At 41.5% G+C, this 12855-nt stretch carries 11 protein-coding genes; 2 read left to right on the top strand and 9 right to left on the bottom strand.

Annotated features, from left to right (window positions below; genetic code table 11):
* Positions 1-579 precede the first annotated feature (579 nt).
* From HC733_RS06870 to HC733_RS06845, 7 genes are all read right to left on the bottom strand, one after another.
* Positions 580-1023 (bottom strand): hypothetical protein, encoded by a 444-nt coding sequence (locus tag HC733_RS06870; protein ID WP_190364311.1) that lies wholly within the window; start codon positions 1021-1023, stop codon positions 580-582.
* 380 nt (positions 1024-1403) lie between these two features.
* Entirely contained in the window at positions 1404-1985 is a 582-nt protein-coding gene (locus HC733_RS06865) for a nucleoside deaminase (RefSeq protein WP_190364310.1), read from the bottom strand.
* Positions 1986-2033: 48 nt separating this feature from the next.
* Entirely contained in the window at positions 2034-2324 is a 291-nt protein-coding gene (locus HC733_RS23100) for a cupin domain-containing protein (RefSeq protein ID WP_238937476.1), read from the bottom strand.
* A complete protein-coding gene (locus HC733_RS23095) occupies positions 2272-2514 on the bottom strand; it encodes a hypothetical protein (RefSeq protein ID WP_238937475.1) in 243 nt (80 codons plus the stop codon). Before HC733_RS23095 ends, HC733_RS23100 begins: the two co-directional genes overlap by 53 nt.
* 105 nt (positions 2515-2619) lie before the next feature.
* On the bottom strand, positions 2620-4605 hold the full coding sequence (locus HC733_RS06855; protein ID WP_190364309.1) for a flavohemoglobin expression-modulating QEGLA motif protein: 1986 nt from the start codon (positions 4603-4605) through the stop codon (positions 2620-2622).
* Positions 4589-5635 carry a glutathione synthase gene (gene gshB, locus HC733_RS06850; protein ID WP_190364308.1) on the bottom strand — a complete coding sequence of 349 codons (1047 nt, stop codon included), beginning with the start codon at positions 5633-5635 and terminating at the stop codon, positions 4589-4591. The genes HC733_RS06855 and gshB overlap by 17 nt, the downstream gene beginning before the upstream one ends.
* A 154-nt stretch (positions 5636-5789) precedes the next feature.
* Positions 5790-6416 carry a LysE family translocator gene (locus tag HC733_RS06845; protein WP_190364307.1) on the bottom strand — a complete coding sequence of 209 codons (627 nt, stop codon included), beginning with the start codon at positions 6414-6416 and terminating at the stop codon, positions 5790-5792.
* 168 nt (positions 6417-6584) lie between these two features.
* Here HC733_RS06845 and HC733_RS06840 point away from each other — a divergent pair, with 168 nt between their 5' ends.
* Positions 6585-7331 carry an alpha/beta hydrolase gene (locus HC733_RS06840; protein WP_238937474.1) on the top strand — a complete coding sequence of 249 codons (747 nt, stop codon included), beginning with the start codon at positions 6585-6587 and terminating at the stop codon, positions 7329-7331.
* A gap of 41 nt (positions 7332-7372) precedes the next feature.
* Here HC733_RS06840 and HC733_RS06835 read toward each other — a convergent pair whose 3' ends face one another.
* Together HC733_RS06835 and HC733_RS06830 are read right to left on the bottom strand one after the other, a co-directional pair.
* A complete protein-coding gene (locus HC733_RS06835) occupies positions 7373-9562 on the bottom strand; it encodes a DUF6359 domain-containing protein (protein ID WP_190364306.1) in 2190 nt (729 codons plus the stop codon).
* A 113-nt stretch (positions 9563-9675) separates the two neighbouring features.
* A complete protein-coding gene (locus tag HC733_RS06830; protein ID WP_190364305.1) occupies positions 9676-11718 on the bottom strand; it encodes a bifunctional 2',3'-cyclic-nucleotide 2'-phosphodiesterase/3'-nucleotidase in 2043 nt (680 codons plus the stop codon).
* Positions 11719-11944: 226 nt separating this feature from the next.
* On the opposite strand from HC733_RS06830, the gene HC733_RS06825 reads away from it, so the two are divergent.
* Positions 11945-12724 carry a thioesterase II family protein gene (locus tag HC733_RS06825; RefSeq protein WP_190364304.1) on the top strand — a complete coding sequence of 260 codons (780 nt, stop codon included), beginning with the start codon at positions 11945-11947 and terminating at the stop codon, positions 12722-12724.
* Positions 12725-12855: the final 131 nt, after the last annotated feature.

The raw sequence follows: 12855 nt of genomic DNA, 5'->3' as shown, positions 1-12855 counted from the left end.
ATCTCCATTTTGCAAGGTTTTGAGGGGTGAGAAAACAAACGTTGCAAAATGAGGATAGTAAGATCGTTTAGATCATCAAGAAGATCAATGCATTAAGTGATTTTCAGTGTCGACTAATTATGAACACATAGAAAATTACACCTAGAACCATGGTAGTAATGACTCCCTTTGATTTTGAATCTTTAAAGTTCGCAAAATCTTTGAGCTCCATATTATAACGACCAAAAGTGAATACCTTTAAAAGAAACCAACCTGTAGAGTAAAACCAAAAGCCAAAAACAGTATCAATTAAAAGCCAAACAAATATATCCGTAATAACACTCATTCTTTATTCCTTAAAAACAGCAGTCACTTAATCTGCGCGAATAAAGCAGACAAAATAATTTTGTGTAACAACCAAGTGTGCAGTACAAGTTTACCTGTTAGAGCACAATATTATGGGTTATAAATCAACAAACATTCAGTTTGTTGAGCTTCACGAACCCACAATAACAAATGTTAACCTTTCCAACCGTACTCTGTATGAGCCCCACCAATTATTACTCAGCAAAAATGCTGTAAAAAAGTTACCTTACTGCATTAGGCGCGGTTACTCAATGACGGTTTAAAGTAGGTTTTAAATACGTAACCCCAAGGTATCGCAATGATTGGCAAGATAACCAATATGAAAGGGAATAACATACCATCGGTTGATTCATCAGATAGACTGCCGTTGTTGTAAAGTGGCAACGCAACTAAAATTAACCATATCAATTTATAAGTAATTTCTAGCAGTAAAATTGGCATCATTTTTACTGGTTTAAATATGCCAATAAGTGCAAACAGTGAAAATGCAGCCCAAACACTCCAGTCCATCGCTTCGCTTGAGTTCCAAACTTGCTCATAGGAAATGATATACGACCAGACATCAAACGCTAAAAGCGTCGCCATCAATGTATAAATCAGTTGCATAGCATAAATATTGATAGGCCGAATGCCGTCATATTTTTCATGCCGTGATAATAGATAATTTAAAGTATTCATAAATCTCCCTATATAACTATTGCTAGGTATTTTTACCGCACGGCGCTACTGTGCATCGTTCCGTAGCGCCAATTAGCATGCGCTTGTTATAGACATACAACATAATTAAATACACATTACAGCTAAATTATTTCACTTTCCTTGCTTAAATCGCGAACAATACAACTGCTTACAAAAAACCAAAAAAAATAGTAATAGATTGATTTTAAATAAAAATCAGACCTCTTTTTGGCGCTGTAAATACCAGCTCTTGTTAGCAAACGCCATGCAAGGTTTTAAAGTATAGGATGGTGGTACGTCACATTAGGTGAGCAAAAAAGAAAAATCAAAATGATCTACGATCTCACATATAAAACTGCCAGATTTAAAGCTTTATCGAGTTAAAGCACCCTCGGGTTATTTACTGCACTTACCCCTTGCCAATCCTCTAAGTCTTGCAGTGGTTTTTCTTCTCTAAATTTGGCGTATTGTGCAACGCCGATTGGGTCTTCAAGTATCTCAACGTCTACGCCCTTGTCTTGTAGCAAGCTTTCGTTGCCAGAGGCATTGGTTACATCGCCAACCACCACTTTGCTAAAACCACGCATATAGAGCAAGGTGGCGCAAACATCACATGGACTTAAGCTGGTGTATAAGGTGGTTTTACTAAAGTCGATGCGTCCTGCATCACGAATCGCTGAGGTTTCACCATGATTGTAAGGGTGATCCTCTTGTACCAAGGTATTATGGCCCTTCCCTACTATCCTTTTAGTTAAGTTATCAACAATCACCGCACCAATTGGGCAGCCCCCTTCTTGATAGCTTTTTTTCGCCAATAAAACAGCAATGCGCATGTAATCAGCATCGCTCAGCGCACTGCTAAACTCGCCACTCATCAATACCGGTAAGCTGCGAGTAGGCATATGTGCAATGGCTTCAAGGGCTGCATCATCAATTTTGGTGCGTTTAGTTAAAATGGCCATAGTCTGTTCCTTGTTTGCTGATCTCTTAATACCCAAAGCATAGCGTTCTCACACTTTTTTGCCCGCTTTCGGCTCACTAATAGATGCAATATCCACCAAATTCCAAGGTAAATCTTTTTGTCGATAAATGCGCTTTTGCAGGTTTGGATAGTCGCCAACGTCATGTGCCAAACGCTGCCCAACCACAATACACTTAAACGTTGTGGTGCCAGTATTAATTATTGTGTGGGCCTCGCCACCTGCACGGTAGCCAATAAAGTCACCCGCTTTAATGGCAAAGTGGTGCTCACCAATTTGTGCGGTGGCATTGCCTTCGAGCACATACACATTCATCTTCATGGTAATGCTTATGAAATTCGGTAGACGCTCGGCCAGGCTCCACTTCAATAATATGAAATCCAAAGCCGCTGAGGCCCGTAAAATCACCTAACGATTTATTGGTTCGCTGCGCATTGTCATTTAAAAAGTGCGTTTTGGATATGCTAGGTAACGCGTCTATTTCTTCGTGTGTTATTAAACACTTATCCATTATGACTCCTGAAAATTCCCGTTGCAGGTTTTACAGTAGCATAGATATATTTTGCGAAATATTTGAAAAGCCAAGTGAGCAGTTACTCACTTGGCTTAAATTGGATTACTTGATTGAGCCAACAACAAAATCAAGTACAGGGTTACCCGAAGAGCGATAGGTTAAGTCAAATAGTGACTGTGGTTTAGGCAACATACCGCGTTCAACAATTTCCGAGATCACGTTTAAGTCCAACAAACCTGCTTTACCCATTAATAGGTTATCCAGCGGGTTGTGCTTGGCAAAGTGCAATACATCTCTAAAGCCTTTTAAGTACAGATGATCTTTGGTAAAACCACCGCCTCGGTACACTCGCGCTGTAAGCGTAAATGCTGACTCTCGACTCATGGCATGTTCTTCAACGAGCATGTGGAATGTTTTCTTAAAATTACCGTGATCAAGCATGTGCTGCACAGCAATTACACGCAATGCCAAAGTTTTTAGTCGACCAATGGTTAAACTACCCGAGCAGTACTCACTATAAATTGCCAAGCCTTCTTGCGAGTGGGTGTTACCAGCTAACCCTAATGCAAAAACCTTTAAAGGTAGTTTCTTTGCAATTAACGTGGTCAACATATGAATACCCAGCTCATGGTAAGCATACGCATGCAATTCAGGTTGCGTAAACTTGGCATCTTTGTTGACCATTAACAGTGATTTCTCGCTATTAACCATGGCTTTTGCAACAACCTTGTTCGACTTTTCAATGCGACATACTAAGCCCCATTGCTCAGCCATTTTTTTGAAATACTCCACTGCATCATCAGCGCTATGTTCAGCTTTATGTTGCTCAAGTTCGCTGTTGTTCAAATGCAAAATAAACTTTGCGTTCTCAACGTCAGCGGTCTGTGGTGCACCATAGTACTTCAACGAGTTATATAAAAAGTTTTCGCTACCTATGGTACTCAGTAAATCAATTTTATTGGCCAAGTTATCAATAACATGGCGATAAAGCTGCTGAATATCCGCATCCATGATCTCATCTACAGGCAACTGATACAGGTGCTCTCTAAATTTATATGGATTGATATTTAGCTGCTTATAGGTGAACTCAGGGTTCACATTCGGGTGTTTCAAAAAGCGGCTACGCTCAGATGCTATATTCACAGGGTTAATATAGTTCAGCGTTTCTACATTTTTACATAAGGCAAAAAGTGCCTTGTCTATTTTCAACACATCAGGGCTGATAGACGACGATAATACATCCGCTTTTTGGGTTGTTTTGCGCCCATAACGACGCACAAAGTACGCAGCCGTCTCACTGACCGCATTTTTAAAGCCCGCTTTGAGTTCTTCAAGTACCAATGGGTAAACCTCACCAGAGGTTTCATCCATAAATACTTTTTTCACTTCAGTAGGCAATACCAGCGTGTTATCAAAGTGCGCATTAACATGTGAGATCAAATAGCCACGACCTTGAAACACTTCATCGGTTGCTGCGCGTACATCAATGTTAGGCAGCTCAATTTTATTTAACTGCTTCTCAAACTGCTCCGCAACTTTACCCCAGCGTTCAATATCAATCTGACTAGAGCCAATGTTAAAAGTCGGCGTGTCACGCTCAATACGCTTGTAATTGTATGAGTGAATATCAAAGATGATGGCGTTTTTAAAACGATGCTCTACCTCAGCAACAATCGCCTCTAGCACGTTATAAAATGCCTGATGCTTTTTATGACTTTTTGCACGCTGTGTGCTGCTCAAAGGCTTTTTCCAAACCTGCTTATTCCACGCTGTTTTAAAGTAAGTCGACAGGGTTTTTGCTCGGTTTAAGTCATACTCAAAGCGCGAGTCATTGCCAATTAATTGGATTGGAAATGACGAAATAAGCTCATCTGTATAAGGGTCTTCTTCAAAAAAACGCTCTTCTTTGGTAAGTAAAAACGACTTTTCAAGGTCACTACGTAAATTGTGACCATTGTGAATGGCCGCACAGATGATAGGCGAGTATTCATCAATCTTAATGATAAATGCGCCAGACTCTACTTGTGCATGAAAACACTCACCTTTTTTGATGAGCTCAATACATTGGCTCTCAGATAGCGTTAGCATCTTCAATCACCTGTCTAAATTCTGACTTACGGCTACGTACTAGCTCTTTAGCATATACAACGCTTTCAACAAAATCAATAACTTGAGTTTGTAAACGAACGCGATTTAGCTTGTTAATACGCACGATACCGCCGGGGCTTAATACGTTAACTTCGATAAGTTTTCCGCCGATCACGTCAATACCTGTGAAATACAACCCATCACGTACAAGTTTTGGACCGATGTACTTACACAGTTTCTTCTCTTGTAAAGTCAGTTTGTGTTTTACCACGCGACCACCAGCGTGCACGTTAGCACGCACATCTTTGGCATCAGGAATACGTTTCATCGCGCCAATCGGCTCGCCATTTAGCATCAGAATGCGCACATCGCCCTGTTCAGCACCTTCTACGTAGTCTTGTAAAATCACATAGTTACTGCCTTTACCGTGCTCATCACCACCAATGTAAAAATCAAGCAATGAACGGAAACTTTGACGCGCGTTTTTCTCAAGTACGATAACACCTCGTCCACCATAGCCATCTAGCGGCTTTAAGATCATGCGGTTGCTTGCTGACTCTTCAAAAATACGCTCAAGATACTCACGGTTTTTAGACACGTGCGTAGCAGGAATAAACTCACTCGCTGTATCTTGGAATGACGCGGTGTAGATTTTATTGTTAGCAATACGCAAACCATCTAAGTCGTTCATGATAAACGTATCACCACGAACTGAATCTAAAAAGTTAAGTGCCAACGTATCCAACGGCGGATTTGCACGCATAATGATGGCATCAAAGCCAGCCATTGGTAATTGTACGCGCTTAAATTGGGCATTTTTGTAAAAACTAGGAATGTTATCCGGGCATTTGTTGGCTTTTGTGAACACATCACAAAATGCACTGGCAACACTGTCACGAATAGTTAAATTGTTTACCGTTGCAAGTGCCACAGTATGGCCACGCTTTACGCACTCATGGATTAATCGTAATGTTGAGTCGTTTTCTGGCTCAACTTTATTCCAAGGGTACATAATAAAACAAATTTTCACAGGCTTTAGTCTCTAGTAGCTAATTAGTAATGCCAATATTGGCGGTACGTTAAAGAAGCGTAGAGTACAAAATAGTGCCCTACGGTGCTGAGAAATATTTTTATCGTTACGATAAAAATACTTATCTTAAAAATTTAGTTTCATTCATCAACATTTAACGAGTTTTTGCATCAAGCAGCATGCCTATACCAAGCGTTGCTATTAATGTTGCACAGCCTCTATTAAAGGCGCGTTGAATGGATGAGCGACTAAACCAGCTTTGTAAACATGAACCAATCGCGGCATAAATACAAATAGCGCTTAGCTCTAGTAATAAAAACAAACCGCCTAATTGAATAAATTGCCCGCCAACCGCTGTGGTAGGGTCAATAAATTGGGGTAAGAACGCGGTAAAGATTAAGATTGCCTTGGGGTTACCCAGCGCCAACAAGCACTCTTGCTTAGCAAGCTTTATTGCCGAATCATTTAACTCTAAGGTTTTGCTCAGTTCACTGTTAACTGGTGCTCGCCACAATTTAATCGCAAGCCAAAATAAATAGCCTGCGCCAAGTAGTTTTACGGCAAAGAATAACCACTGTGAGGTGAGTAATACCACGGCTAAGCCACTGGCAGCCAAAGCAATCATGACTACAAAAGCCACAAGTCGACCTAATCCACCAAAAATTGCCTTTGTGAAACCACAGCGCTGAGCATTATTTAATGCCAATAAGTTGTTTGGACCAGGCGCCATATTCAGCGCAAAGCTCGCTGGTATAAATAAAAGTAAGGTAGTGAGCGTCATATAAATCCTTATTAAACTGCCATTAATTCAATTGTAGATGTTGCAAACACCGATGTATTTTTTCAAATCTTTCGCTATTAATATGCAAACGTTACTGTTATAAAGCGCGCTGTTGACGGTTTGCTCAACGTAAAATAACGATAACAAAACCAATCTTTAAGGATAAAAATGCCGCATTTTTTGAGCACCATTGCTTTACTGAGCTCAATGAGCACACACGCAGACTTGTCATCTATACATGACATTGAACGGGAGCGCCATATCCTAATCGAAATCAACGCACCTAAGAATGCGCAAAGTTGCACTCAAACTCAACCATGTAAAGTGGCATTTATTGGTGCCGGTTATCAAGTTGAACACACTAAATATCAGTTTATTTCTTCACAGCTCAATCAATTGGGCTATTTGACTGTGGCGATTGGCCACGAACTACCTAGCGATCCTCCGCTTTCTGTTGAAGGCAATTTATACGAAACACGCATGGAAAATTGGCAACGCGGTGCTAAAACGCTAAGCGTAGTCCGCGACTATCTTGCATCGAAGTATGTAAATTACGATTTTGATAACCTCACGCTAGTTGGGCATTCCAATGGCGGCGATATTTCTGCCTTGTTGGGTAATTCAGATACGCTCTATGTGAATACCATTATTACCCTTGATCATCGCCGAGTACCTTTACCTAGAACCGACAAAATAAATCTCCTGTCTATTCGTGCGAGTGATTTCCCTGCAGACTCAGGCGTACTGCCTACAAAAGCTGAGCAACAAAAATATGGCAGCTGTATCGTGAAAATAGCTAAATCAAAACACAATGATATGAGTGACTACGGCCCTAGCTGGCTTAAAGAACATATCAGCAAAATCATTGACGGCTATGTGAAGAACAAGCGCTGTGAAAATTTGCAGAAGACATAACAAAAAAGGGCCATGTGGCCCTTTTTAAATCAACAGAAAGATTAATCTAAAATGGTTAATTTGCTCACGCTGCGAACGCCTGCATGGCTCATATAGTCATTTTTAATGCCTTCAACACGTAAACGCTTACCTAATAGGCTAGGGTTTAGTTGTGGGCTGAATGTACTGCGCTGCGAAGACTCAAGCTTGATATAAAGCGTATTGGCACCGCTGTTATCATCGCTTAATTCCAATGCATATTGACCATTAATCGCAGCAGTAATCACACCGGCTACGACTACAGCTTGGCCGTTATTCATTGCCAATACATCTGATACAGACAAATCGCCACTTGGGTCTGGCTGTGATGTGCCACTGCCATCGAAGACTTCAATTACGCTTACTTGACGAACACCCGGTGCACTCATGTAGCTATCACGCACGCCTTTGATCAACAATTGCGCATCTAAAATAGAAGGGTTTAGCTGTGGACTAAACTGGCTGCGTTGCGACTTTTCAAGTTTTACATTGATAGTAAAACTTGGGTTGTTCGCATCTTCTAATACCAGTGCATAGATATCGTTAAGTGCTGACTTTACGCGGCCAGTCATCTCAATCGTTTCACCTTGTGCAGTTGCTAATGCTTGCTCAACCGAAAGCGCTGTAGGAGCAACGTAAATATCGCTAACATAACGAATACCAGGGCCACCCATGTAGCTGTTACGTTTACCCGTTACAATGATATTTTGGTTAAGAATGCTTGGATTCAACTGAGGGTTAAAGTCATTACGTTGACTACTTTCAAGCTTCACATAAATACTACTTGCAGGGTTGTTTAGATCCGTTAAGTTCAAGCCATAAATACCATTTACTGCCGCGGTTACTTTGCCGATAACCACCAGCTCTGTGCCTACAGACGCAGCAAGTGCTTGTTCAACAGATACCGTGTTGCCAGGTGTAGGCGTTGGATCTGGGTCAGGATCTGGATTGGTTTGTCCATCTCCATATGGCGCGTTAAACGAGTTGTTTTTATACGTGTCGGTATTCCACGCATCGTAGCCACTTGGCGGGCTACCCCAAGGTTGACCATTATTTGGATCGGTAAACTCTTGTGTTGCCATCGGTGTTGGCGTAGCAACGCCACTTACACGGCCATTTGTGCCGTCAAAATACTGATAGCTTTCAGGAGTTGCTAGCCAATTAACAATATTGACAGCCAAAACAGCCGCGTTGCCAGAGTCTGTCCATCCTGGATAAGTCTTTTTGATATTGCCGTTATCTTGACGACGATATTTAGGCGTAGCATCTTCAATTGGCGAAGAGTCGCCAATAAATGCAGCCTTACCTGCACCTGATTTAGCAATGGCTGCATACGGGCCTTCTGCCGCGCCACCAAAATATAAACCTTGGTCTTTTGCGTGTTTCCATTTTACTGGTGTATCAGACTGTGAAAAATATACTAAACCTTTGGCTTTTTGTGGGTCAACAATCGCAAGCGTTGCACCTGCCGCCATTAAGATTGGCTGCACACCTTGTGTGATCCCTTCTGTTTTACTGCTAGGTACAACACCACTTACGCCTTGTTTGTAGTCCACTGCGTTAAAACGAAAACGAATGCCGAAGTTTTCAACTAACCACCCTGCATTGGCAGTTTTAGGGTTACGCCAATCACCATAAGCGCCACCCATGTTATATTTGCTTAAATCTGAGCGGTTATAACCGTTAAATACTTCTGTTGCATCCCAAGTATTTAAGTTGCGGTCGGCATCATAGTGATCAGCAACAAAAAATATGCCTTTACCTGCTGCTACAAATTGCTCTAAAGCCGTTTGCTCACTGAGTGTGAATGGTCTATTTGTTTCAGCTAGAACCAATACGTCGGCATTTTTAATCGCATCATAAGTAATAATGGCTTCATTTTGGTTTGTGCCATTAACGCGATCATCGTAAAAGCGAATACGACCATCATTATTTAAGTCAACACCGCGATACTCTTTTACGGTATAGCCTTCACGTACCAGCGCGTCAGCAAAATCAGAAAAAGCACCGTCGATCACCCAGTCAGCATTGCCTTCAACGCCACCATGTGACACATCAAAATACACCGTTTTGCCATTATTGTTGCTCGCTGAAGGCGTTTTTATTGGTGCGACATTGTTCCAGCTATACGCATCGGCCGCAAACGCAGATCCGCTGGCAATACTTGCACCAAGTAGCAACGCTAAAGCGCTATTTCTATACATAGGTTTCATGTTTAAGTTCCCGTTATTGTTTGAAATTCCTATCACTTTGCATAGCAAAGACTACAGCTAGGGGTAACAGTGAGCAGCCTACCTAGGCTGCTCTTGTGCTAAAACAGCACAAATTACTGAGGTTGAGTTAAATCAAGCTGGTAAACTGCAAAGCCATCTTCATTAACTTGAGTCGTTTGAATGATGTGACTGAATTGCTCAGCATATGCTTTAGCATCGTCACTATTTGAGCTGGTGAATTGAATTTGCACATTTGCAACAGGTGCAAATGACCAGTTCATATCTGCTGATGGGTTTAAGCCTTTGCCATTGTTTTTACCACTTTGATAGGCAATGTAATCAGCAACCACTTGGCGGTTTTCATCAGGTGAATCAACCACAATTTTATCCGCAGTAATCGCTGGGAAATTACCGCCACCAGACGCTCGATAGTTATTTGTTGCCACCAAGAAGGCTTGATCTGCGCTGACAGGTTTGCCTTGGTATTTAAGCTCGACGATACGCTGACCATCAGATACCTTTTCACCTTTGGCGTTATAGCGAGCTGGTTGAGTGACATCAATTTGATAGGTTACGCCGTCAATCACATCAAAGTTGTAAGATGGGAACTGTGAATTGATAAGCATCTGTACATCAGTGCTAGTTGCATCAACTTGCTGGAATTGACCTGCAGACATTTCTAGCCATTCTTTGACTTGCGCGCCGTTCAGTTTTAGCACTTTTAATACGTTTGGATAGATGTACAGGTCTGCTACGTTACGATAAGCAATATCACCCGTTGCAATAGAGGTGTAATCATCAGCACCACCGCGACCCGCTCTAAACGGTGCGCCCGCTGATAAAATCGGTAAACCGTCTAATTCAGTACCTTGAACGATTTTTTGGGTATACCAAATTTGTGCGTCTGTGACGATTTGGATAGAAGGGTCATCATTTACCAGCGCAAAATAGCTGTTTACTGGCGCCGTAATTTTAGCAAAAGGTGCATTAACCCAATTACGCGTCTCTTGGTGTGCTTGTGTTACCGCAGACTCAACTTGCGCATCATTTTCAACCAACGCAGTTGTGACACGGTTTTCATCTGTTTTATAAATCGGCTGAAGCGAAGACTGCGAATCGCTCACCTGCCAAGCACCTGATTTATACTCAAGCGTTAAATCAATCACACCTAGGTTATTACCCCAAAAGCCAGGCATTACCGCTGCAACGCCGTTAATCGTGCCTTTTTCAATGTCGACACCTTGCTCTGCTAACCCTTCATAACGAGAACCTGGGAAGTTAGCATGCGCGTGACCAAACATGATGGCATCGATGCCTTCAACTTTAGATAAGTAGTAGCTGGCGTTTTCAGCCAATGGCTTTTGTGCACCAACATCTAAGCCTGAGTGTGGAATAGCAACGATTAAATCCGCCCCTTCTTCTTTCATTTTTGGTACGTATTTGTTCGCCATTTCCACGATATCTTTGGCGATGACTTTACCTTCTAAATTCGCTTTATCCCACTGCATGATTTGCGGCGGCACAAAACCAATAAAGCCCACTTTAATCGTGTGAACTTTACCTTGTGTATCTTTAAAGGACTTTTCTTGGATAACGTAAGGTGAAAATAGAGGGACATCATTGCTGGCATCATTATCACCATCGTCTTTAAATACGTTGGCCGAAATGTATGGGAAGTTAGCATCGTCAATCGCTTCATTTAAAAACTCTAAGCCAAAGTTAAATTCGTGGTTACCAATGTTTGCCACGTCATAATTTAGCGTATTCATAGCCGCATACACAGGGTGTACGTCGCCATCAGCCAAGTTTTTAATCTTGGCCATGTAATCACCCAGTGGGCTGCCTTGGATTAAGTCGCCATTATCAACCAACACTGAGTTAGTGGCTTGCTCTCTAGCTTGGCGAATAAGGGCTGCCGTTTTAACAAGGCCCACTTTATCGTCTTGCTTATCAGCAAAGTAGTTAAAGTTTAGAAGATTAGCGTGTAAGTCGGTTGTTTCTAATAAACGTACTTCTATCTTTGTTCCTTCACTTACACCAGCTGGCTTTTGTACCTCTACTTTTTTAACAGCTTTGCTATTGTCTGAATCTGAACAGCCAGCAAATAATGCGCTTGAGCCACACAATATTGCTAATGGTAATAACTTTGTTTTCATAATCCGTGCTCTTTGTTTTATCTAAAATAGAGCAAGTACTATAGAGAGGAAAAAAGACAATTAAGCGAATTATTCATGTCAAATTGATGCCAGAATTATGACTTTTAGGTACAAGATAATTGTGTGTTTTGGTACAGATATTTGACAGGTTTATTTTTGGACACTAACGAGATACACTCGAACTTATATACCAAATAATGACCAAGAATTAAAAAAGAGCATTCAAATGAGTCACTTGCCAACAACACCATGGTTACACATTCCCAACCCAAATCCACAAGCGACGTTAAAGCTGATCTGTTTCCCCTATGCCGGAGGTAGCACAAGATCGTTTAGCGACTGGCAAAACACGCTTCCTCAATACGTCGAACAAATCATGGTTTCAATGCCTGGGCGAGGCAGTCGCTTTAGTGAGCCTCCAGCAGATTGTATGGATACCTTAACCGATACACTCATTGACGTATTAACCCCTCATTTAAACTGCGATTTCATTTTTTATGGTCATAGTTTGGGTGCAAGAGTGTCTTTTGAAATGCTAAGAAAAATGCATCTAAGAGGCTTAGCAACCCCATGTCATTTTGTTGCCTCAGGTAGTGCTAACCCAAACAAAGATCGCAGTAGCAATAACACGCATTTGCTTGATGATGATGCCTTTATCAAAAAACTCAAAGACCTTAATGGTACTCCGCCAGCAGTTCTTGAAAACGAAGAGCTGATGACCCTATTTATGCCTGTCCTACGTGCCGACTTTAAACTGGCTGATACCTATAGATATACTGGTTCTGAGCAATTTCCATGTGATCTTACTGTATTTGCTGGGGAAAAAGACGAAATAACCGAGCAAGAACAACGCGACTGGCAAAATTATTTTTCAGGTAAGTTCACCTTTAAAAACTTTGCGGGCGACCATTTTTTTATCGACAGTCATAACAAGCAAGTCGGCGATGAAGTTTGCACTATCTTAAGAGATATATACGAAGATAAAGTATTGAGTCATGCAGGCTAACTGTCACTGTGGCAATGTTCAAATAACCATTGCAAAGCCAGATTCACCACTAACACGATGTAATTGCTCTATTTGCTATCGGTTAGGCGCCTTGTGGGGATACTATGATCCAAGTGCAGTGCAGATTAACT

Source organism: Pseudoalteromonas sp. S16_S37, from assembly GCF_014694405.1.
In the GTDB taxonomy this organism is placed as follows: Bacteria; Pseudomonadota; Gammaproteobacteria; order Enterobacterales; family Alteromonadaceae; genus Pseudoalteromonas.
Note: the sequence above shows the minus strand (reverse complement) of the source record. Positions and strands in the feature narration are given on the sequence as shown.

Excerpts from the sequence above, each read along its gene's own strand:
- HC733_RS06870 (WP_190364311.1), bottom strand. The coding sequence starts at position 1,023 with ATGAATACTTTAAATTATCTATTATCACGGCATGAAAAATATGACGGC.
- HC733_RS06865 (WP_190364310.1), bottom strand. The coding sequence starts at position 1,985 with ATGGCCATTTTAACTAAACGCACCAAAATTGATGATGCAGCCCTTGAA.
- HC733_RS23100 (WP_238937476.1), bottom strand. The coding sequence starts at position 2,324 with ATGAAGATGAATGTGTATGTGCTCGAAGGCAATGCCACCGCACAAATT.
- HC733_RS23095 (WP_238937475.1), bottom strand. The coding sequence starts at position 2,514 with ATGGATAAGTGTTTAATAACACACGAAGAAATAGACGCGTTACCTAGC.
- HC733_RS06855 (WP_190364309.1), bottom strand. The coding sequence starts at position 4,605 with ATGCTAACGCTATCTGAGAGCCAATGTATTGAGCTCATCAAAAAAGGT.
- HC733_RS06845 (WP_190364307.1), bottom strand. The coding sequence starts at position 6,416 with ATGACGCTCACTACCTTACTTTTATTTATACCAGCGAGCTTTGCGCTG.
- HC733_RS06840 (WP_238937474.1), top strand. The coding sequence starts at position 6,585 with ATGCCGCATTTTTTGAGCACCATTGCTTTACTGAGCTCAATGAGCACA.
- HC733_RS06835 (WP_190364306.1), bottom strand. The coding sequence starts at position 9,562 with ATGAAACCTATGTATAGAAATAGCGCTTTAGCGTTGCTACTTGGTGCA.
- HC733_RS06830 (WP_190364305.1), bottom strand. The coding sequence starts at position 11,718 with ATGAAAACAAAGTTATTACCATTAGCAATATTGTGTGGCTCAAGCGCA.
- HC733_RS06825 (WP_190364304.1), top strand. The coding sequence starts at position 11,945 with ATGAGTCACTTGCCAACAACACCATGGTTACACATTCCCAACCCAAAT.